The organism is Mucilaginibacter sp. BGA-UO-ETr-C110 (assembly GCF_059567985.1).
This window is the reverse complement of sequence record NZ_JCAQPB010000002.1, coordinates 1111340-1134188: the sequence shown is the minus strand read 5'-3', so window position 1 is coordinate 1134188 and position 22849 is coordinate 1111340. Positions and strand designations below refer to the sequence as shown.

The 22849-nt window shown below is 42.3% G+C and carries 14 protein-coding genes; 7 read left to right on the top strand and 7 right to left on the bottom strand.

What is annotated here, in order from left to right; translation table 11 throughout:
- Position 1: 1 nt before the first annotated feature.
- The 5 genes from AC57BQ_RS06040 to AC57BQ_RS06020 all read right to left on the bottom strand — a co-directional run bounded on the left by AC57BQ_RS06040 (position 2) and on the right by AC57BQ_RS06020 (position 7375).
- Positions 2-457, bottom strand: coding sequence for a RidA family protein (locus AC57BQ_RS06040; protein WP_496405412.1), 456 nt, complete (start codon positions 455-457; stop codon positions 2-4).
- Between the two features lie 55 nt (positions 458-512).
- Positions 513-2048 (bottom strand): SusD/RagB family nutrient-binding outer membrane lipoprotein, encoded by a 1536-nt coding sequence (locus AC57BQ_RS06035; RefSeq protein WP_496405411.1) that lies wholly within the window; start codon positions 2046-2048, stop codon positions 513-515.
- 17 nt (positions 2049-2065) lie between these two features.
- A complete protein-coding gene (locus AC57BQ_RS06030; protein ID WP_496405410.1) occupies positions 2066-5314 on the bottom strand; it encodes a SusC/RagA family TonB-linked outer membrane protein in 3249 nt (1082 codons plus the stop codon).
- A 323-nt stretch (positions 5315-5637) separates the two neighbouring features.
- Positions 5638-6609, bottom strand: a complete 972-nt coding sequence (locus tag AC57BQ_RS06025) for a FecR family protein (protein ID WP_496405409.1) — start codon at positions 6607-6609, stop codon at positions 5638-5640.
- Between the two features lie 199 nt (positions 6610-6808).
- Positions 6809-7375 carry an RNA polymerase sigma factor gene (locus AC57BQ_RS06020; RefSeq protein ID WP_496405408.1) on the bottom strand — a complete coding sequence of 189 codons (567 nt, stop codon included), beginning with the start codon at positions 7373-7375 and terminating at the stop codon, positions 6809-6811.
- A 382-nt stretch (positions 7376-7757) separates the two neighbouring features.
- Here AC57BQ_RS06020 and AC57BQ_RS06015 point away from each other — a divergent pair, with 382 nt between their 5' ends.
- The 7 genes from AC57BQ_RS06015 to AC57BQ_RS05985 all read left to right on the top strand — a co-directional run bounded on the left by AC57BQ_RS06015 (position 7758) and on the right by AC57BQ_RS05985 (position 19725).
- Complete coding sequence (locus AC57BQ_RS06015) at positions 7758-10838, top strand: SusC/RagA family TonB-linked outer membrane protein (RefSeq protein WP_496405407.1); 3081 nt, start codon at positions 7758-7760, stop codon at positions 10836-10838.
- 20 nt (positions 10839-10858) lie between these two features.
- A complete protein-coding gene (locus AC57BQ_RS06010; RefSeq protein ID WP_496405406.1) occupies positions 10859-12481 on the top strand; it encodes a RagB/SusD family nutrient uptake outer membrane protein in 1623 nt (540 codons plus the stop codon).
- Between the two features lie 181 nt (positions 12482-12662).
- Positions 12663-13055 carry a hypothetical protein gene (locus AC57BQ_RS06005; protein ID WP_496405405.1) on the top strand — a complete coding sequence of 131 codons (393 nt, stop codon included), beginning with the start codon at positions 12663-12665 and terminating at the stop codon, positions 13053-13055.
- Positions 13056-13470: 415 nt separating this feature from the next.
- A complete protein-coding gene (locus tag AC57BQ_RS06000; RefSeq protein ID WP_496405404.1) occupies positions 13471-14481 on the top strand; it encodes a GntR family transcriptional regulator in 1011 nt (336 codons plus the stop codon).
- 26 nt (positions 14482-14507) lie between these two features.
- The gene (locus AC57BQ_RS05995; RefSeq protein ID WP_496405403.1) at positions 14508-16106 is read left to right on the top strand and encodes a solute:sodium symporter family transporter; all 1599 of its coding nucleotides are present in this window, start codon (positions 14508-14510) and stop codon (positions 16104-16106) included.
- A gap of 74 nt (positions 16107-16180) precedes the next feature.
- On the top strand, positions 16181-17644 hold the full coding sequence (locus AC57BQ_RS05990) for a trehalase family glycosidase (protein ID WP_496405402.1): 1464 nt from the start codon (positions 16181-16183) through the stop codon (positions 17642-17644).
- Positions 17645-17676: 32 nt separating this feature from the next.
- A complete protein-coding gene (locus AC57BQ_RS05985) occupies positions 17677-19725 on the top strand; it encodes a hypothetical protein (RefSeq protein WP_496405401.1) in 2049 nt (682 codons plus the stop codon).
- 117 nt (positions 19726-19842) lie between these two features.
- On the opposite strand, the gene AC57BQ_RS05980 is transcribed toward AC57BQ_RS05985, so the two are convergent.
- Positions 19843-21174, bottom strand: a complete 1332-nt coding sequence (locus tag AC57BQ_RS05980) for a TldD/PmbA family protein (protein WP_496405400.1) — start codon at positions 21172-21174, stop codon at positions 19843-19845.
- 7 nt (positions 21175-21181) lie between these two features.
- Positions 21182-22786 (bottom strand): TldD/PmbA family protein, encoded by a 1605-nt coding sequence (locus AC57BQ_RS05975; protein ID WP_496405399.1) that lies wholly within the window; start codon positions 22784-22786, stop codon positions 21182-21184.
- Positions 22787-22849: the final 63 nt, after the last annotated feature.

Below are 22849 nucleotides of genomic sequence, written 5' to 3'. Positions count from 1 at the left end.
TCTATATGTAAGCGATACAATCCATTTCAACCAGGGAGTTTCCAGGTACACCACCTTTGGCCACGGCTACGGTGGTGCGTACCGGCGGATTTTTACCAAACCTGCCCTTGTACACATCATTCATGCCCTGGTAATCGGCAATGTCATTCAGAAAAACGGTGACTTTTAGTACCTTTTCCATTGATGAGCCTGCTTTTTTCAATTCTTTTTCCAACTCCTGCAATACAATTTCGGTATGCGCCTTGATCTCGAAGGGTTCCACATGGGCGCCCTTACCAGCTACAAAAATCATATTACCCAATTTGGTTGAGCCCGAAAACAAGGGTACATCCTGGTGTTTGGTAATATTGTTTACTTCTTTTTCGTCATTGCTTACAACACCGGCTTTTGCAAAGCCAAATATTGAAATGCCAGCCGCCGAAGCCAGCAGTTTTTTTAAGATCGATCTTCTTTCCATGATTATGTTGTTTTTTAGGTTATGTATAATTTAAAATTGTAAATGATGCCGGGTATTAAGGACGATCCCACCACATGCGGGTCAGGAAATCATCGGGACCCTGCCGGGCAATGGCCGCATTATAATTAGCTTTATTTAAATTTTGCTCGGTAGTTGGATACAGCATCCGCCTGAATATTTTGCCTCCTGTAGCATTACCCACATAGTTATTAGGTACTAATGCCGGGTAACCCGTACGCCTGTAGCTCGCAAACACTTCCTGTGAGTTAGGAAATACCCCAACCCAGAATTGCGTATAGATCTGCTCCAGTTGCGCGTTGAATGAGCCTGTGGTATTCAATCGGTGATAGCTCAGGTACGTTTGGATCTGGTTGCTACTGATAACACCCTGTGAGCCAAACAATGCCCATTGACGCATAGACGCGCTGATGCCATTCTCATACAAAGTGCTCGTGCTTGATGCGGTGTACCAACCACGTAACGCGGCTTCGGCCAGCAAAAAGTTGGTTTCGGCATTGGTAAGTAACAGGTAAGGACTATTTAGTTGTAAAATAGTATTGGGGTTGGGCTCAGAATAGGTTACAAAAACAGCATCAGCAGGTTTAGCGCTCAGGCTTGATGACATGCCTTTTTGTATGGCTGCTGTGGTATCTGCAACTTTATTTAACCAAACCACAGAAACGGCCGCCAGGCGGGGGTCATTATTGGTTTTTAAATAGTTAATAAACACATCCTGATATTTGCCGCCTTCCGGATTGGTTGTACCATTTGCGCCTATAAAATCGGCATTGAGCATATTGAGGGCAAGGGGGTTTTTGTTAATATCCTGACCGGCAGAAACATAACCGCTTACTTTGGCAACATCTGCATCAGCAGTGATCACCCCACCCGCGATAGCCTTTTTTGCCCAGGTTTCGGCACCGGCAATATCTACTTTGGTCATGCGCATGGCACAGCGCAGCATCAGTGAGTAGGCAAACTTTTTCCATTTATTTACATCGCCGGCATAGATCAGATCGGCAGCGCCAAATGTTGGTTTAGCGGCATTAAACGAGGCAGCTGCCTCGTCCAGTTCCTTTAACATATCGGCATAGATATTTTTTTGTTCGTCATACACCGGCATATAAATCGCATCGGTATATCCCTTGCCTGCCTGAGAATATGGAATATCCCCATACAGATCAGTGATGCGGCTAAAGCAGTAAGCGCGCCATATCCGGGCTGCTGCCAACAAATTAACCTGATCTGGATTCGCTTTAACTGAGGTAATTACCTGGGAGACCTCATTGATCTCTTTTGGATAGGCGGTGTTAAACACTACCCATGATTGTGAACTTTGGCTCAGCACATACTTTGCGCCAAAACCTGCCACATCATTATAGCTGGTGGTATATTGCATGGTACCCTGAAGCAGTACCTGCACATCTCCTGCTCCATCCAGCACGGCCTTGGTAAATACAAAAGCCGGTGTAGGGTTAGCAGATGAGTTGGGGTTGGTATTGATCGCCTCAAAGTTTTTGTCGCACCCTTGCAGGCCGATACACGCTATCAATAGTAAGACTATCAATTTGGGGATAAAATATTTTTTCATGATGGTGGTTTTCTGAATTAAAATTTAACCATTAGGTTTAATCCATAGCTTCTTGTTCTGGGTAATCCGAAAGATTCAAAACCCTGACTTGAACCGTTGGTAAAGCTTGACTCCGGATCGAAATTGTCTGTCTGCTTATAAATGGTAAGCAGGTTACGCGCGACAAATGAGATAGAGGCGTTTTGTACATTGATAGCTTTCAGGAGATCAGCAGGGATATTGTAGCTGAATATAACCTGACGAAGTTTTACAAAACCGCCATCGTGCAAAAACAGCTCCGAATAGGATTTGTAGTTATCATAGTAGCTGCGCAGATTTGATATGGGCACCGTTCTGGAATATGGATTACCGGCCTGGTCGACACCACTCAACTGTAAGCCATTTTCCCTGCCCGGCAAGGTTGTTTTCATTAAACCTAAGCGGGTACCATAAACCTCCATCAAGGAGAATATCTTATTACCGAATTTGCCGTCAACCAATACATTTAAGGAGAATCTCTTGTAACGAAAATCATTTGACCAGCCCATGGTTATTGGGGCTACACCTTTACCTAATGTTTGTAAACCCGTTGCAACTGGTAAACCTGTGGTGGCATTAAATACGGTTTGACCGGCGGCATTCTTCAGGATACGGGTACCTACTATTGAACCGTATGACTGGCCAACAATATTGTTGATATACGCCCAGCCATTAACAGACGAAGCCATCTGGATCTGATCGAGCCCGGCGGCCAGCCTTACCACTTCATTTTTATTATAGGCAAAGTTATAACTGGTATTCCAGCTAAAATTACCTGTTTTTACCGGAGTCCCGCTTAACAATACCTCGATACCCTTATTGCTTAGTTCGCCTACATTTAAAACTACGTTGTTGTAGCCTGTGGTTCCGGATATAGCTGTAGAAACGATATCATTTGTAGTTTTACGATCGTACAGGGTTACGTCGAAACTTAAACGACTGTTAAACAATTTGGCCTCGATACCTGCCTCTGTTGTAGTGGATGTATAAGGGCGAAGGTTTGAATTGGAAATAGTTGTACTGGAAACATTTTGTATTGGCTGCCCCGAACTTGGCACCATGATAAATGCCTGGTTGATCTGGTATGGATCTGGCGCACCACCACCTACCTGTGCAAATGAGGCCCTTAACTTGGCGTAGTTTATTACTTGTGGTAATTTAAACGCCTCGGAAAGTACAAAACTACCACCTACAGAAGGATAAAAGAGACTGTTGTTTTTTGGGCTTAAGGTAGAGAACCAATCCTGGCGACCGGTAACGGTTAAGTAAGCAAAATTCTTATACCCAATATCTGCCGAGCCCATCAATGAATTGATAGCCGTTTTATTATTTTTTGGCGTTGTAGAAATGGTTGAAAGGTTGGTTGAGCTGTAGAAATAAGGGATAATGTAATTGCTCCCCGTGATATTGCTTTCATTATAAACAGACCGCTGCTGGTTAGCGCCAACAAAAGCGGTTAAAGCAAAATCATTGGTTACTTTACCATTATAGTTAAGCGTTAATAAACCGTTGGTTTCCGAAGCATCAACTTTTAGTTCATTATACTGACCGTTTGGTACATACAATGTTCCGGTTGGCAATATATATTTATAGTTGTAATAATAAAAATCGCGACTTACAACTCCTTTTAATGATAGATTTTTAACTATCTCATAGGTAATACCGGCCTGGCCAATAAAACGATCTTTGGAATCATTTTCTTTGAATTTGTTGGCTACAAAGTAACTATTGCTGGCAATAGAAGCATCGTTCCAGGCAATCTCATTACCATTGGCATCATAACCTGGTTTTAGCCACCTGATATCGGCAGTATTGGCAATCATATACGGCGTCCAGTTAGGATTGCCTAAAGCATCACCCGCTGTGGTTCTGTTGTTAGCTTTCTCCACATTATACTGTGCCAGGGCTTCTATATTAATTCGTTTACCTAATTTACCGTTAACACTCAGGTTGCCTGTTTTACGATTATAGTTGGTGTTGGGTAAAATACTTTTACTATTCAGGTCGGAGGCCGAAAAGCGATAGGTAACGGCTTCATTGCCACCTGTAAAAGCCAGGGTATTGGTAAGTGTATTACCTGTTTGATAAAAGTTTTTGATATTATCCCGCTGAGCACTATAAGGATGCGTGAGGCCATCGGCCGCAACGTAAGGAGAACCATCAATTTTGGCACCGAAAGACCGGCGACCTGTTTGTATAGCCTCGCCTTGTGTTGTTGGTTTAACACCATTATCTCCCTGGCCATATTCATATTGCCAATCAGGGAAAACAGCCGGTGTTTCCATCGTGTAGGATGAATTGTAATCAACACCGATTCCTTTTTGCGCACGACCTTTTTTGGTGGTGATCAATATAACACCGTTAGCAGCCCTTGCACCATAAAGCGCTGCTGCTGTACCACCTTTAAGTACGCTGATAGATTCAATATCATCCGGATTGATACCGGCGATACCATCACCGCGGTCAACGTTACCGGCGCTGCCATTTGTTGTGGCGCTACCACCTGGTACCGAGTTTTCAAGCGGCATACCGTTAATTACATACAGTGGTTGATTACCACCAGACAGGGAGCCGTTACCACGGATAATAACCCGGCTTGATCCGCCCGGACCAGTTGATAATCCGGTGGCGTTTACACCGGCAACTTTACCGGTAAGCGCGTTAGCTACGTTGTTTTCACGAGCCTGCGTAAATTCATCTCCTTTTACCTCGGTAACAGAATAAGCCAGGGCCTTACGCTGACGCGATATACCCAAGGCGGTAACTACTACTTCGTTTAGTTTATTGGATTCTTCCTGTAACCTAACATCGATAGTTTTACGATTACCCACCACGACTTCCTGGGTCAGGTACCCTATTGATGAAAATACGAGTACAGTATTACCGTCAGGTACACTAATACTGTACCTGCCATCAGTGCCTGTACTGGTTGCGATCGCGGCTCCTTTAATTCTTACAGTTACCCCTGGCAACGCACCTGTGTTATCAGTAACCCTGCCCGTTATCTGTAAGGCTAACGTTTTTTGCATTGCTGATATAGCAGTGGTCTGTTTCTTTTCAATCAGGATCATATTACCAGATAATTGATAATACATACCCAAGGGATCAAATATCCTGAACAATACCGTGCTCAGTTTTTCGTTTTTTACATCAATAGTTACTGTTTGGTCTGTAACTATTTCGTTACTAAAAACAAAACTGAGCTTAATTGCTTTATTTATTTGCTTTAGTACATTTTTTACAGGCATGTTTGTCACTTTTAGCGATATTGGAGTGTCTAGGTCCTGTGCAGAATGGATGACGGCGCTGGTTTTGAAGAAACAGATAGATAGAAAACCTGTAATTATGACTATCCTGTTGACAGCTTTACGCAGCCGATTAGAGGACAATATGTTTTTTGTCATATATTTGAAGAAAATTTGTAGTGATTAAATGCCCTTACGGGAGCTATGAATTATCTGAGCTTTAGCTCGGTGGGGTTGGATGTGCTGGAATCACATTCAACCTTTTTTTATATCGTCGTTGTATATTTCTATAGGCAATCGGTTTTAAAGGTTATCATTCTGTTTATTTACTGAAATAGCGTGTATATATTTTTATTAACGCGGTATTTGGCATGTGTAAGCCTGGTAATACCATCCAAAATATCGGGCAGGGTTTGATTCTGGAATATAGCCGTGATATGTCTGGAGGCTATACTCTTATTGGGTATTTCAACGCTCACCGCATATTTATTACTTAGCGCCGTGGCTACATCAGCCAGAGTAGCATCTTCAAACATCAGTTTATCATCCATCCAGGCAATAGCATCATAGGGATCGGCCATCCGGCTAACAGTTAGGATTCGATTCTTTTGATCAGTTACCGCACATAGCCCGGGTGTAAGTATAGCCTGAGCCTTACTACTTTGGTCAATAACCCCAACTTTTCCCGTTAAAACTGTTACTTTTTTAGGCTTTTGCTCGTTGTAGGCGCTAACCGTAAAGGATGTACCCAAAACCTGTGTTCTTAACGCGCCCGAATAAATGATAAATGGCTTTTTAGTATCATGTACTACTTCAAAATAGGCTTCACCTTTTAAATAAACAATTCTTTGCCCCTTACTAAATTTTTCTGGATAACGTAAAGAACTATTGGCATTCAAAGTTACCCGGGTACCATCGGCTAAAATGACCACCTTGGTTTTTGCAGGTAAAGACTGAGCGGTTAAATATGGTGTACCGGTAGCTGTCTTTTTATAAAAACTGATGGTACAGATCATGAGCGCCAGCGCAAAACATGCAGCATATTTAAGCAACACGCCCGTATTATAACGTTTCGGCGCTTTCTCTTTGATTCGTGCAGAAATATCGGTCCAGTTTAAATTACTTTCAATTTCGGAATGTGCCGATCTTTCCCAATTGGGTTTTAAGACCTCATCAAAATCATTATTATTGGGAGAAGCTTTGAGCGCCAACATCAACTCATCAAATTCCTCCGGCGTACAGGCATTGTTGATGTATTGGTTTAATAAATATGATTTTCTTTGCTTATGATCCATCATTAACTGTGTGATTACATTAAAGACACAGCAAATCCACAAACAGACTAATGCAAAATGAAAATTTTATTTTTTTTATTACAACATTCTAAAAATGTTATTCCACCCTGCATTAAAATACAGAATATAACCTATCAACAATCACTCTTTGGTGAAATTAAAAAAATAGCGATCCTATCAAAAATCGTATTCTTTTTGATAATTATAACTTGATGAGTATAAAAACAAGAATGAGTGTTGGATCGATACCATTTTGTGTAAGGTATCCTTTTATGGAGGCCAATGCGGAGAGCAAATGATTTTTGACCGTATGTTTTGATAAATTTAACTGAGACGCGATATCGTCGTAACTTAAATCGTTGTTTTTGCTTAGTTCATAAACCAACCTGCGTTGCGGCGATAGTTTACTCACCGCCGTATGGATCAGTTTTTTATATTCGGATACCTGCAAGGCTGATTCTGTATCATTGCATCCGATCACCGCAACTTTCATTAAATAATTGGTAAGCCGCATATCGCTGGCCGCTTTTCTTAAATAGTTTAATGAATAATTACGGGCAATGGTATAGATATATCCGTCCAGATTTTTTACGCCATTTAAGGCTTCCCGGTTCTGCCAAATTTTAATAAATATTTCCTGGGTAAGTTCCTCTGCTGCGTAATGAGATTTTGCTAAAGCGTAAACCTGGGCATAAACCTGGCGGTTGTATTCCTCAAATACCCGTCTGAACTCAAACTCTGTATATGTTTTCGGGATATCGCTTTTCATTAAATCAGCAACAAGGTTTCATAATGTTATAGTGATAAATTTTTATCTAATATAATGAAGGTTTTATTCATTTCAACAAATCCTTACAAATTTCTAACCTTCGGGTGATGTTATATTAACTTGATGTTTGATAAAATACTTAAAATATCAACCGATATCGATGGCATGATCTCTGCTTGCCCTAAAACTCCTCTCTCAGAAAATATATAATCTGCAAGCCCCTCTTCATTTTTTTACAGCTAAATATTCAATCAAATACCGCTCCAGTAGTTGGATTCATCGGGTAAAATTCCAAAGCGTAAAAAAAAATTTGTTTGTATCTAAAAAGTTACTACTTTTATTTTAGAATAGACCAGAACAGACCAATAAATTAAAATCAATTATGAAAAGAAAAGTACCTAAAAAATTGGGGCTTGTTATGCTTTGCTGTGTTTTGCTGCTGAGCTTTCAACAAAGTTTTTCCCAACAACTTAAAACCATTTCGGGTCACGTTAAAGATGAGCAAGGCTTGCCTATGCCCTCAGTCAGCGTTAGTCTTGTCGGTACCACGCAAGGCACCACTACCGATGTCAATGGATCTTACAAAATCAACGCGCCCGAAAATGCTACCCTGGTGTTCTCCTTTTTGGGTTATGAGAAGAAGACAGTAAAGGTTACCGGCAGCTGGGATGGAAATGTGACTATGACCGAAGACAAAAAAGCCAGGAACCTGAACGAAGTGGTGGTAGTAGCCTATGGAACTCAAAGAAAGGCAAACCTTACGGGCTCGGTATCGGCAATTGGAGCAAAGGAACTTCAGGACCGTCCCGTTACTAACCTTAACGATGCGTTACAGGGCACCATGGCCGGCGTTACCGTTACCACTACCGGCGGACAGCCAGGCTCAACCGGGAGCATCAATATACGTGGTATTGGCACACTGAACAACAGCACTCCCATGGTGGTGATTGATGGTATTATCGGCAATTTGTCAGATGTAAACCCCAATGATGTACAATCGGTTTCGGTATTGAAAGACGCGGCCTCGGCAGCGATATATGGATCCCGGGCTGCCAACGGAGTTATACTGATTACCACCAAACGGGGTAAAAGCGGTAGAATGCAGGTAAATTATAACGCTTACGCGGGCAAGCAAAAACCTACTAATCTCCCCGATTTTTTACCTTCCTGGCAAGCCGCCACCTTATATAACCAGGCTTTGGCAAACGAAGGTCAGACCCCTTACTGGACAGAAAATGATATCACCTTGTTTAAAAATCAAACTGAGCCGGATACACACCCTAATACCGACTGGCAGAGCTTTTTGTATAAAGGGAGCGGTTTTCAACAAAACCATGCCGTTAATATCAGCGGCGGAGATGATAAAACACAATACGCTTTTTCCCTGGGCTATTTTCAACAGGACGGTATCATACAGAAATCAAACTATAAAAGGTATTCAACCCGCATGAATATCAATTCGGCCATCACCAAAAACTTTAGCGTGAATGCCAATCTATCATTTTTATATGCCCCTACGCAGGCCCCGGATGGTTTAGGAGGCGGAGATATAGGCGGTATTATTGGTACAACAGCTGCCATGAGCAGTACGGTTGTAAATCAATACAAAAATGGGGTTTACAACTATCTTTCTTTTGGCAACCCGATCTCCTGGCTTAATTCACCAGGCTATAATAATAACCAGAACTCTCTTTTTACAGGTAACACGGGGCTTGATTGGGAACCGATCAAAGGGCTTCATTTTAAACCATCATTCTCCTACCGGTATAATACAAACCCTTCCCAGGAATTTAAACCCGCGGATACTTATTATGATCCCAAAAACCCAATCGTAGCTTTAACAACTATCAGCCAAAGTTCAATAGCCAATGCTAACTCTACCAATAATTACTATAATCTGCAGGCATTATTGGAATACGACAGGCATTTTGGCAAGCATAGTATCGACATATTGGCCGGTAGCTCACAGGAATTAACTACCTATCGGTACCTGTATGCTTACAGGCAAAATTTCCTCAACAGTTCTCTATCAGAAATAAACGCGGCACCATCGTTGGGCCAGCAAAATGGCGGCACTTCCAGTCAGTTAGCACTGCTATCTTATTTTGGTCGCGCCAGATACGCTTATGATGACAAATATCTGTTTGAAGCTAACCTGCGCGATGATGGTTCGTCCCGATTCACCAAAGGGCAACGATGGGGGCTTTATCCATCCTTTTCTGCTGGCTGGAATATTTCAAAAGAATCTTTTTTCGGCTCTTTATCAAATGCCATCCCTATGCTTAAACTGCGGGGCTCGTGGGGTAAGTTAGGTAATCAAACGCTTGGCAGTCCAGGCGGCCTTAGTATCCCTAATGCGTATCCGGCTATTTTGGTTATACCGGGCAACCAAAATTATTCATTCAATCAAGCTCTTGCTCCCGGTGTTGCTCAACTCAGTGGCGCTAATCCAGGCATTACCTGGGAAAAGACCACTACTACCGATGTAGGTTTGGATATGGAACTCCTGAATAGCAATTTGAGTTTTACAGCCGACTATTTTGTAAAAAACACCAACGATATATTATTGCAACTGCCCGCCAGTAGTGTTTACGGTTTTACAACACCATTCCAAAATGCCGGTGCAGTGCGTAACTCAGGTTGGGAATTCGCTGTGGCATACAGGAATAAGGTTGGTAATGTATCCTACAATATTGCTGTTAATGCTTCATTCATTACCAATAAAATAACTGATCTGGCAGGTACGGGATCTATTTCAAGCGGAAGAGTTGTGGGTTACCCACTCCAGGCATTTTACGGATACCAGGCCGAGGGTATTTTCCAGACACAACAACAGGTAAATGATCACGCCAAACAAAGCGGCGGTGTTATTGGCCCCGGCGATTTGATGTACAAAGATATCAGCGGCCCGAATGGCAAGCCCGATGGCGTTATCGACGGTAATGACAGGGTGTACCTGGGCTCGCCTTTCCCTAAAACTACATTTGGTTTTACCCTGGGTGCAGGTTGGAAAGGATTTAACGTGAGCGGCTTTTTCCAGGGAGCATTAGGTGTGAAGAACTACGTTCAGGGTTTTGAACTGGGCTCATTACAGCAAGCCAACATTGGCAACCCTACCACAGCCTTGCTGGATGCCTGGACGCCGACTAATACCTCCGCCACTTTCCCGCGTTTATGGTCAACCTATACGCAAAACAACCCGCAAAGCTTTATATCATCTTTTTGGGTACGTAATGCATCTTATTTAAGATTAAAAAACTTATTAGTGAGCTATACCCTGCCCGCTAACACGCTCGCTAAACTGGGTGTAAAGGGCGTCAAGATCTATTACAGCGGGCAGAATATCCTCACATTCACCAGTTTTTACAAATGGGTTGACCCCGAAACCAATACAGGGAACAACGCTTACGGCTCATACCCTCAGCTAAAAACAAATACCCTTGGTCTCGAGGTAACATTTTAATTATTCAAAAAATTACTTCAATGAAAAATCTATTCATAACCTTAATTATTTTAGCCACGCTGATATCATCGGGCTGTAAAAAGGATTTCCTCGACCGAGCTCCTTTAGATTCTTATACCAATACTGTACTCTGGAAATCATCTGGTGACGTATTGGCGGCGCTCAACGGCTGTTACTCCAAATGGGGTGGCGGCAATAATGGCTATTACGGAGTTTTTGCCGATAATAATTCCGATAACACCTTTGACCAGTTTCCCTGGGAGAACTGGCTGGCCCTCTCAGCAGGTATCGCTACGCCAACCAATCCGGGATACACAAAATGGAACTATAGCTGTATACAAACCTGTAACTGGTTTTTAGATAATGTGGGCGCTGCCAATATGGATGCAACGCTTAAAGCCAGGACCATAGGCGAAGCCCGTTTTTTAAGAGCCTATGAGTATTTTATGTTGAGCCAATTGTATGGTGCTGTTCCACTGGTTGAACATAATTTAACAACTGATGAAGCCAATAAAGTAACACAAGCATCAAAAGCCGATGTGGTTAAGTTTGTATTAAACGAGCTTACCGCTATTGCCCCCAATCTGCCTGTTAGCTATTCCGGCTCAGATCTTGGGCGTATTACCCAGGGTGCTGCTATCGCCTTAAAAGCGAGAGTTGAATTGTTTAATCAGATGTATCCTGAATGTATAGCTGATTGCCAGAAACTGATGACCGCGCCGTTTACATACAGCATCTATCCAAGTTATGTTAACCTTTTCCGTCAGCCTTTTGCTGATAACCAGGAGGTAATACTGGATGTGCAATTTAAACCAAGTGATAATAATTTTGGATGGGCCAGAAACATGACCATCAATTCATTGGGTGGTTATAACTCCATCGCCCCTACCCAAAACCTGGTAGATGCCTATGAAACAAGCAATGGTAAAACCATTGATGATCCGGCATCAGGCTACAATCCAACACAACCTTATCAAAACAGGGATCCCCGGCTTAGCGCCACTGTATTTTATCCCGGCACACAATACAGCAGCAAATTGCCTTATGGATTTTATTATGATCCTATTTCAAGCAGTCCAAAAACAATAGACCATTGGGGCGATAACAATTGCAGCCCTTCGGCTTATGGCTTGCGTAAATACACAGCGGTAATTGCCGATTTCCCGACTTTGGACCAGGTAGGTATGGATGTTATCCTGATACGTTACGCCGAAATAAAACTAATGGATGCCGAAGCTAAAATAGAAAGCAATAAAATAGATGCTACGGTATATGATGATATCAATTCGGTGCGGAAACGACCAGGGGTAAACATGCCTGCTGTAGATCAGTCAAAGTACAACGATCAGACAAGTCTCCGTACATTAGTACGCAGGGAAAGAAGAGTGGAATTGGCGGTAGAAGGTCTTCGCTGGTTTGATATACAACGCTGGCAAATTGGCCAACAGGTAATGACCGGCCAGGTAACAGGCAGTTTGCTTGGTACTGTTAACCAAACAACCGGCGCAGTTACCTTAACCCCGGGAACAACCATAAAAGTTGGAACGCCCCGTGTGTTTGATCCTGCAAAAAATTACCTGTGGCCAATTCCGCAGACGGAGATGGACCTGAATAAAAGCCTGAAGCAGAATCCTGGCTATTGATTTAAATGGATAACGTGTATAGTGAATGAAATTCATTCACTATACACATTCATGAACTAACAAATTTTGGAAGCCGGTTTCAGCCTGATAGATGCCATTGAGTATAGCTGCTACTGTGAGTAATATTTTATAAAAGCTTATTTTTAACCTAAATATTCAAACCAATTTAAATTTTACCATCATGAAAAAAATCTTTTTTGCAGTTTCATTCATCGCGATTACTTTATTGTCTTTGCAAACCATTTACGCGACTAAAAGTACCCACCCGGCAGCTAAACATCATGCTCCGGATCCTATCGGGATCAATGTAAGCAGGCCTCAGGGCTCTTCTTATATCGTTACTTTTTCTGGCCCGAGTAATGTAACGTATAACACAAGTACACCAGGCTCTGGTTTTCCTATTCTTCCCGGCACTTATTATATTTCGGTAAGCGGGTTTAGTTATAGTCCTGGCGGGCCGGCACATGGTTTTAGGTTCGAGAGCACTACGGTACCCTTAACAGCAAGTAGTGGATCTACCCTTTACCTTAACCAGGTAACCATTACACAAACATCTTTCCTCTGGATATATTAACAGGAATAAATCATACGAGGTAAATTGTAACACGGGCAAATATTTCGTATATTTATATATCAGGCAGCCCGGTTCTCTTTTAAACAGAGAAGCGGGCTGTTTAGTTAAGGCAAAACAGGAACAAAAATTGGCCGTTTTGCATATAGTTATTTGATAATCAATAAATTAATACTTTTTAAAGTTTCAAAAACTGCTCAAAACTGTGTTAAAATTTGTTAAAAAGTGTTAAAATCGATGTTTTTCAAGCGTTTTTGATCAGTTTTTACCCTGTTTTCATGCCGAAAAGTGTTAAAATTAAAGGTTTAAAAAGTTTTTGGGGTTACCAAACTTAAACCGAACCAACTAAATTAATGAGGAAAAACGGGCAACCGGCTTGCTGCCTTTTTTCTTACTTTGGCTAAAATCTACAAGTGCAATGGATAGAATTTTTCAAGAAATAAAAAAACTAACAGATATACCGTCTTATTCAAAGCATGACCGGTTTGTACAGGGAATCATCAATGCCATCAATGAAAAAGCTATTGGGCAGGATGAAATGCTACCATCGGTGAACAGAATAATCAAAGAGTTGGGCTTTTCGAGAGAAACGATCATCAAGGGTTATAAAGATTTGATTAGCAGAGGCATTGTAGAATCTAAGAACAGGCTGGGATATTATGTAGGTAATGGTAATACAGAACAAACTTTAACTGTAGCCCTGCTCATGTATAACCTGGATACTTTTGAAGAGCAATTCTATCGCAATTTCCGTCATGAACTGGGGCAGAACATCCGCTTAAACCCTTATTTTCATCATGGTGATATCGAGATATTTGAAACCATCCTCGCACAGATCAGGGGGAAATATGGCATGTATGTGATTGCGCCTATCCCCCATTCAAAAACTAAGGAATTGCTGGATACTATTCCACGTAATAAATTCCTGATGTTTGACCGTTACGAACCACTGGAGGGCGATTTTAATCATATAACCCAGGAATTTGGCCAGTCATCCTATCAAATCTTTTCGCAGTTAGCGCCTAAAATAAGCCAGTTTGATGAAATGATATTCTATCATTCGCCCAATTCATTGGACCCTAAAGAGATGGTTAAGTCATTCAAAAAATTCCTGAAAGATTTTAATATCAAAGGTCGCATTGTAAATGAATACACACCCGGTTCAATTGAAAAGGGAAAGGTGTATTTTACGCTGGACAACTTTGCACTTTGGCAGATCATGCGCGATTGTAATAGTCAAAAACTGATACCGGGGAAAGACCTGGGTATACTATCTCACAATGATGAACCGGCTAAAGAGATCATTGGTATCACTACTTTTTCTGCTGATTTTTCAAACATGGGTAAACTGGCAGGACAAGCTATATTGAACAAAGAAAAGATCAGTTTAACCGTCCCGATGATCTTATTTGAACGGAACACACTTTAATTCGCTTAATTTAAAATCATGAAAAAGTGAATTGGCTCATATTAACCAGCTTTCTTTTTTTTACCGGCATAGTGGGGCTGGTTTCCTGGTATAAATCAAGAAAAACTAAGCTCAATACCCTGAACGGTTTATTCCTGGCCGATCGTAGTCTGAGCTTTTTACTGGTAGGCGGAGGCTTGCTATTTACCAATATTAACACAGCCACCATTATAGGTGAAAACGAACTCACCTATACGCATAACATGTCTGTGATGGCCTGGGGCATGACCTCCATACTGGCTATGCTATTGGTATCTGAATTTTTAATGCCCATGTATCTTAAACTGGGCATAGCCACCACGCCTGATTACCTTACCGCGCGATACGGCCAGGGGATTGGAAAATTGGTTTCTTTTATTTTCCTCATCAGCTATATTATCAACTTGTTACCCTCCGTATTGTATAGTGGTGCTGTAGCCTTTAACGGGTTGTTTCACTTTTCAGAGATCTGGAAAACAGACTACTGGACCACTATCTGGATCCTTATCTGGATCATGGGTACTGTTGGTTGCCTTTATTCCTTGCTGGGCGGCTTAAAAGCTATTTCTATTTCTGATACCTTGCTTGGTCTGGGTATCTTTGCAGGCGGACTCCTGCTTCCTTTTTTTGGACTTAGATATCTTGGCCAGGGCAATCTCATGGAGGGTTTGCATACCCTGTTGAATGTACATCGGGATCACCTGAACAGTATAGGTTCTGCTTCAGACCCTATACCTTTTAGCACCCTGTTTACCGGCATGTTACTGGTGAATTTGTATTATTGGGGCACCGAGCAATATATAGTTCAGCAGGTGCTGGCTTCAAAAGATCTTAAAAGCTGCCAAAAAGGTATTGCTGTAGCCTGTTTAGGCAAACTGATATCGCCATTACTTTTAAATGTGCCTGGCTTAATTGCCGTGCATATTTTTACTCATTTACATAACCCGGCCGAGGTATTTCCTAAGCTGGATAGTTTGGTATCACCGCCTTTTATAGCCGGATATATAGCAGCTATCATTTTTGGTGCGGCCCTTACTACTTTCAATGCAGGTTTAAACAGCTCGAGTACATTATTTGTACTGAACATTTATAAACCCTGGATGGAAAAACGCTCCAAGCCAACTGCTGAGAAAGATATGATCAAAACAGCCAAAAGGTTTGAGATCATCATTTGCTTAACGGCTATGTTCATCGCACCATTCATTATTTTTGTTAAGAATGGCTTTTACACCTATGTACAAATTGTCAACGGATTTTTCAACGTCCCTATTTTTACCATCATGTTCATGGGTTTTGTAACTAAACGGGTACCGGGCTTAGCTGCCAAAATAGGTTTGTTGTTTTTTATAGTCGCTTATGGGCTTACGCAATTAGTGTTCGATCTTCACATTCACTTCCTGCACATTTTAGCCATATTATTTGTGGTAACCTGCGGGCTCATGTTAGTTATTGGTAAACTTTATCCCATGCCTGTACCCTACCAGCAAAAGCTTAATAATTTGGTAGATATGAACCCATGGAAGAACCGGCATATCTACAGTGGTATACTGTTATTGCTCATGATACTGATGTTTATTTTGTTTTCTCCGCTTGTACTTGCAAAATAAGTTTGGACAATAAATAAAAATAACTATTTTTATAAAATAGACCAGAATAGACCAGATTATAGTTTGATTTTATCATGAGTACAATCCTTTCCTTAACCTGCAGAATATTTATTCCTGCAGCAGTACTTGCCATCCTTTCCTTTTCTGCCGCAATGGCCCAGGATAATGGTGTCAAATTTTCCTCGTCTGATAAAAAAATGGAACAGGCTTTTGTGTGGGCCAAAAGCATGGCTTTGCACTACAAAGGCCATCCTAATGATCCCGTAGGGCCCTGGTATGAATCGGCACTCCCTCCCCGCGATGCATTTTGTATGCGCGATGTGTCCCATCAAAGTATCGGCGCCGAGATATTAGGTTTAAAACAGGAAAATCGTAACATGCTGACATTGTTCGCTAGCAATATATCAGCATCAAAAAACTGGTGTTCGTACTGGGAAATCAATAAATCTGGAAAACCAGCCACTGACGACTATAGAAATGACCATGAATTCTGGTATAACCTGCCTGCTAATTTCGATGTGCTGTATGCCAGCTGGCGGCTTTATTTATGGACGGGCGACAAATATTATATCAACAACCCCGCATTTGTACACTTTCAGGAAAAAACCGTAAAAGATTATATAAATACCTGGGTGTTATCGGCCGATTCGATGTTAACCAGGCCTGCCCATCCCAATGCACCTATCCCTTTTAATGAAAGCGACGCTTTCCACCGCTGCCGGGGCTTACCTTCATACTCTGAAGGGGTTGCCAATTTAAAAACCGGTGTCGATCTGATAGCTGCATTATACAGAGGGCTGTTAACCTATTCTGCTATATTAACAGAAAAAGGCCAACAAAAAGAAGCTGCCTTGTACAGTCGTAAAGCCGAAAAATACCGGCAACAACTGGAAGCCCAGTGGTGGGATAAAAAGGATAAATTATATCACACCTACTACAGTAATGACGGCCATTTTGGTAAGGAAGAGGGAGAAACCTTTTTATTATGGTTTGATGCGTTGAAGAATAATGCTCGTATAGTACAAACATTAACCCATATCAGCTCCAAAACATGGAACGTGGAGAATACTTCATACCTACCCCTGATATTTTATAACAAAGGTTCGTGGGATAAAGCAAGAAATTATATCCTGTATCTATCCGATGAAACTACTGCAAGGAGAGAATACCCGGAGGTTTCTTTTGGAGTGATAGAAGGCATAGTTCAGGGACTAATGAGTATTGCACCTGATGTTCGTACGCATATTGTAAGTACCATTTATAAAACAACAGATGCAGGTAATGCCTCCATCAGTAACCTGCCGGTGCTGAATACTGTGGTAGATGTAGCACACCTTGACGCTCATCAATCTTTATTGACCAACCGCGGAAAACAACAATTAAAATGGAAGGCCATGTTTTACGGCAATTACCACCATGCTTATGCCAATAATAAACCAGCAACGGTTAGGCAAGAAACAGATCCGCAGGGAAAGGTAATATCTTTTGTAGAAATAGTTGTTAAGCCTGGCCAGCAGGTAAAAGTCAGCTTGAAATAATAAAACACCCATCACACCTTACAAAACAGTTAATGAAATCCTATTTGCATAAATTTTTGCCCGTCCTGTTAGCATTCTTTATACAGTTGCCCCTATCCTATGCTCAGCAATTATCTTTACCTCAACAAAATGACAGATGGCTTTTGCAACCGGATGGCAGCATCACCTGGAATATTAAAGATCGTCTGCCCCATGCCGATCATATAGAAATGTCTGGAGAGCAGGTATCGTTATGGGTGGCTTATAGCGTAGATGCGTCTAAAGTTTGCCATCTTACCCGTACGGTGGTTTTTCCTACCTTTCGTATGCTCCCTGATGATACACGAAGTCATATCAGTTATACATTTAACGATGATGCCTTACCAAGAATGTATGTAGATGGCAGACTATTGCGGCCGGATGTTTCGGAAGGGAATGTTAATGTATTGACAAAAAGTATTACTCAACATGGCATTATGCGTATTGAGGAACAGTTTGTTGATCCTCAGTCCGTTAAAATAGAACGCGCACTTTTTCCATCTGTAGATAAACCCCTTGCCATTGAGCAATATAAATTCACCAATATCAGCAATAAACCGGTAACCATCTCCGTGGAGCATTTGAAACGGGAGGTAACTACCGATACCATCAGGAGCAAAGTAGCGCCCCATACGGTTATCATGCAGTCTGTAAATGACGGCAGCAGAGTATTGCAACCAGGACAGGTATATACATTTTCCGTTTGTTACCGGGCAACTGACCATCCCTCATCTCTCCTTCCTGTTGATCCGGAATTTGAAGAAAAAGCTCGTCAAAACCGGATAAATGAAATTGAGGCACCTTTACAATTACAAACACCAGACAGTATTCTGAACGCGATGTTTGCTTTCACCAAGATCAGAGCTACTGAAAGTATTTTTAAAACCAAAGGGGGGTATATGCACGGCCCCGGTGGTCTATCTTATTATGCCGCTATATGGGCCAATGACCAGGCAGAATATATCAACCCGTATTTTGCCATTTCGGGCGACAGGATTGGAAATCTTTCGGCGATGAATGCTTACCGGCTGTTTGCCCGGTATATGAACCCGGATTATAACGCCCTGCCAAGCTCCATTGTAGCCGAAGGTGATACCGTTTGGAAAGGAGCCGGCGATCGCGGGGATCAGGCTATGATAGCCTACGGCGCATCAAGGTATGCACTTACCTATGGAAGTACCGACTCTGCAAAAGTATTGTGGCCACTTATCTCCTGGTGCCTGGAGTATAGCCACAGACACATCAATACGCAAGGTGTGGTGGAGTCGAAAAGTGATGAACTGGAAGGCAGGTTTCCATCGGGCAAAGCCAACCTATCTACTAATTGTCTGTATTATGATGCGTTGGTATCTGCGGCTTTACTTGGCCGGCAATTACAATTGCCTAAACAGCAAACAGACCTGTATACCCGGCAAGCAGCCGAACTTAAAGAAAGCATCGAAAAATACTTTGGAGCGGATTTAGCCGGATTTCATACTTATAAATATTACGAAACCAATGATGTTTTGCGTGCCTGGATCTGTATGCCACTGACTATGGGTATATATGACCGGAGCAAAGGCACTATAGACGCGCTATTTTCGCCAAAGCTATGGACAGCCGATGGTTTAGCTACCCAGGCCGGTCAGGATACCTTTTGGGACCGCTCCACTCTTTATGCACTTCGGGGTGTGCTGCAGGCAGGAGCAACAGAACAAGCAATGACTTTTTTACGTTACTATTCACGCCGCAGGCTTTTGGGCGAACATGTTCCTTATCCTGTTGAAGCCTATCCAGAAGGGAACCAAAGACATCTTTCAGCAGAAAGCGGCTTGTATTGCCGGATATTTACAGAAGGCTTGTTTGGTATCAGGCCCACTGGGTTTAGAAGTTTTACTTGCACACCACGGTTGCCAAAAGGTTGGAATGAAATGGCCCTGAACAATATTCACGCATTCGGAAAGGTATTTGATTTAAAGGTCAAAAGAGAACCAAAAGGTAGCGTGCAAATAATTGTTAGGGATGGAAATAAAAGCAAGATTTATACAGTTAAGGAAGCAGGATCAGCCAAAATCAGCGTATAAGCCTTCCATTGGCAATTAGCACAATCGCTAAAAGTGTATTTTCAAATGCTCCTTTTGCTATAGGCAAAAGGAGCATAATATTGTTCTGGCTTGAGCCTAAATTATGCGCATCCTCATTTAGACCGCATCTGACAGAGAGCTAAAAGTAAATTCCCTGATTTTCATTGGGGGAATAAGATAGCTACGGTAGCTTTCTACGCTGATGCTCCGTTCCTGTTTACCCAGTGCTTCGAGATTGTTGAGCATAATTACAGGGCTTTCGTTAAACCTGAAGTTTTTGATCGGGAACTTGATCTTGCCGTTCTCAATATAAAATGTACCATCACGGGTTAGGCCGGTAAGTAATAATGACTGCGGGTCAACCATACGGATATACCACAGGCGCGAAACCAATATACCTTTTTCGGTGCTTTTTATCAGATCTTCCAAGCTGGCATCACCCCCTTCCATAATGATATTACCGGGACCAGGTAGTGGTTTAACACCTTTTTTATCTGCCCAGTAACGGGAGTAACTTAGGTTTTTTACTACGCCTTTGTCAATCCACATTGTTTTTTCACGGGGAAGCCCATCGCCACTCCAGGTTGAGGATGGCAGATCGGTATTAAACGGATCAGAGTATATGTTGACTTTAGGGTCAACCAATTGCTCACCCAGGCGGGTACCGCCACCTTTTTTGCTCAAAAAGCTCCGCCCTTCCTCGGCACTACGGGCATCAAAGCGGAACATATTTTCCATGAGGTAGGTAGCTGCAACCGGTTCCAATATCACGGTATACTTTCCAGGTTCTAAAGCTTTAGCTCCAGACGAGCTCAGGCATTTACCGGCAGCTACTTTAGTCGACGCCAAGGTGTCCAGTTTACTTACATCAGTAAAGCCCTTGGCGGCATAGCCCGAAGCTGTACCAGCTTCATTACGCGTAGTTACCGAAAAGGTGACATCATTACCCTTGTTATAAGCGAATAATCCCTTAGAGTTCATGATGGCGCTAAAACTGGTTGAGTTTTCAAGGAAACCCGCCGCTGTGAGCTTGGCCTCTTTGGTAACTGATAAACTTTTGGCTACCATATCTGCGCGACTCTCTGGAGTCATGGCAGCTGTATTGGCATTATAAGTTATAGACTCCGGAAAATCATGGGGTCCTAACATAGGCATATATTCCGGGTTGGCAGGGGCTAATTGCGCCAATTCTTCAGAGCGGCGAACCACCCTTTCCAATGCAGCATCATCAAACTCATCAATGGTTGCTGTACCGGCTTTTTTTCCAAAAACCGATGTAACACCCAAACTTACCGTGCTGATATCCCCTGCTGTAGAAACAGCGTTTAATGCATATCTGATATTGCCGCCCTCGCTGCCGTTTAAACTCACTTCACATTCTTCGGCTTTTGAATAGGCAAGCACTTTCTTTAATAAAGTCTGTGCTTCTTCTTTAGTTAATATTGGCATAATTCAGTTATCCGATCTTTCTTTTAGTGTTGATTACATTAACTCCTTTAAACAATGCTGTTGACGCGCCATGTGATACCGCGCTCGATTGGCTTGGCTGTCCTTTACCATCATTAAAGGCTCCGCCTAAGCGATAGTCGTGCTCATCGCAAACCTGAGTGCAGGAATTCCAGAATTCCTGAGTATTGGCCTGGTAGGCTACATCATTTAACATACCTGCAATCTTTCCTTCCTTGATCTCGTAAAATAACTGACCGCCAAACTGGAAATTATAACGTTGCTGATCGATAGAGAATGAGCCATCGCCGATAATATAAACGCCCTTCTCTACATTTTTGATCATCTCGTCAACACTCAATGGTGTTTTTCCTGGCTGAAGGGAAACGTTCGGCATACGTTGGAATTGCACATCCTGCCAGCTTTGAGAATAACAGCAACCTTGCGATTCGTTTAGCCCGATGATATGTGCCTGATCACGGATGGCTTGATAATTTACCAATACGCCATCCTTAATAATATCCCATTTTTTACATTGTACGCCTTCATCATCATACCCTACCGCGCCCAGAGAACCAACCTGGGTTTTATCGCCCACAATGTTTACGGCTTTGCTGCCAAAATTGAACTTGCCAGACTTCCATTTGTCCAACGTTAAGAAGCTGGTACCGGCAAAGTTAGCTTCGTAACCCAAAACGCGGTCGAGCTCTGTTGGGTGACCAACGGATTCATGTATGGTAAGCCATAAATGCGATGGGTCGAGTACCAGATCGTATTTACCCGGTTCAACAGATTTGGCCTTTAATTTATCACCTGCCTGCTGGGTAGCATACTTAATATCTTCCAGCATATCATAACGTTTTTTATAACGAGGGGTTACTCCCAACACTTTTTCGCTGGCCAAAGGGTCAAGGTATTCATAACCCATACCTACCGGTGAGCTTAATGAACGACGGGTTTCAAAAGCACCGGCCGAAGGATCAATTTTAGTAACCGTAAAGCTTGGGTAAAGGCGATGCACATCCTGATCAATATAAGAACCATCTGTTGATGCAAAATACTTTTGCTCATTAACGGCAAACATAATAGAGTTTACAAAATTGGCCCCACCTGCCATGGCTATGCCATTGGCATTTAGCAAAAGGTCAACCTTTTCTTTGATAGGAACTTCAAAAGCATTCTTGGTTAAAGGCGTTTTCCAGCTCACTTCACCATAGCCTTTTTGAGGAGCCAATTGTACAGGCGCTCCGCCAATTTTAGCATTAGCCTTAGCTACTGCTACCGCTTTAAGGGTGGTTTTGGCCATCCCCTCTTTGGTTACATCATTGGTAGCGGCAAAGCCCCAGCAACCGTTGGCAATAACCCGGATACCGATCCCGTATGATTCGGTATTGGCTACATTCAACACCTTGTTTTCGCGGGTAACCACAAACTGGTTCAGGTAACGGCCTATCCGCACATCGGCATAGGTTGCCCCGTTTGATTTGGCAGTGTTTAAAGCCACATCAGCCAATTCTTTTTTGATCTTTGCATCAACACCTTCCAGTGCCTGCAACGGATCGATCGTTTTACCAAACGCAGACAGATCGGGTAGCATTAAGGCTCCTGCTCCCATTCCTGTTAAAAAAATAAAGTCTCGTCTTCTCAATGTATATTCCTCCTTAGTGCTCCTGGTGTT

Coding starts and splice junctions, on each gene's coding strand:
- AC57BQ_RS05975 (WP_496405399.1), bottom strand. CDS start 22,786: ATGGGAGCAGGAGCCTTAATGCTACCCGATCTGTCTGCGTTTGGTAAA.
- AC57BQ_RS06000 (WP_496405404.1), top strand. CDS start 13,471: ATGGATAGAATTTTTCAAGAAATAAAAAAACTAACAGATATACCGTCT.
- AC57BQ_RS06010 (WP_496405406.1), top strand. CDS start 10,859: ATGAAAAATCTATTCATAACCTTAATTATTTTAGCCACGCTGATATCA.
- AC57BQ_RS06005 (WP_496405405.1), top strand. CDS start 12,663: ATGAAAAAAATCTTTTTTGCAGTTTCATTCATCGCGATTACTTTATTG.
- AC57BQ_RS05985 (WP_496405401.1), top strand. CDS start 17,677: ATGAAATCCTATTTGCATAAATTTTTGCCCGTCCTGTTAGCATTCTTT.
- AC57BQ_RS06040 (WP_496405412.1), bottom strand. CDS start 457: ATGGAAAGAAGATCGATCTTAAAAAAACTGCTGGCTTCGGCGGCTGGC.
- AC57BQ_RS06020 (WP_496405408.1), bottom strand. CDS start 7,375: ATGAAAAGCGATATCCCGAAAACATATACAGAGTTTGAGTTCAGACGG.
- AC57BQ_RS06025 (WP_496405409.1), bottom strand. CDS start 6,609: ATGATGGATCATAAGCAAAGAAAATCATATTTATTAAACCAATACATC.
- AC57BQ_RS05990 (WP_496405402.1), top strand. CDS start 16,181: ATGAGTACAATCCTTTCCTTAACCTGCAGAATATTTATTCCTGCAGCA.
- AC57BQ_RS06030 (WP_496405410.1), bottom strand. CDS start 5,314: ATGCCTGTAAAAAATGTACTAAAGCAAATAAATAAAGCAATTAAGCTC.
- AC57BQ_RS06015 (WP_496405407.1), top strand. CDS start 7,758: ATGAAAAGAAAAGTACCTAAAAAATTGGGGCTTGTTATGCTTTGCTGT.
- AC57BQ_RS05980 (WP_496405400.1), bottom strand. CDS start 21,174: ATGCCAATATTAACTAAAGAAGAAGCACAGACTTTATTAAAGAAAGTG.
- AC57BQ_RS06035 (WP_496405411.1), bottom strand. CDS start 2,048: ATGAAAAAATATTTTATCCCCAAATTGATAGTCTTACTATTGATAGCG.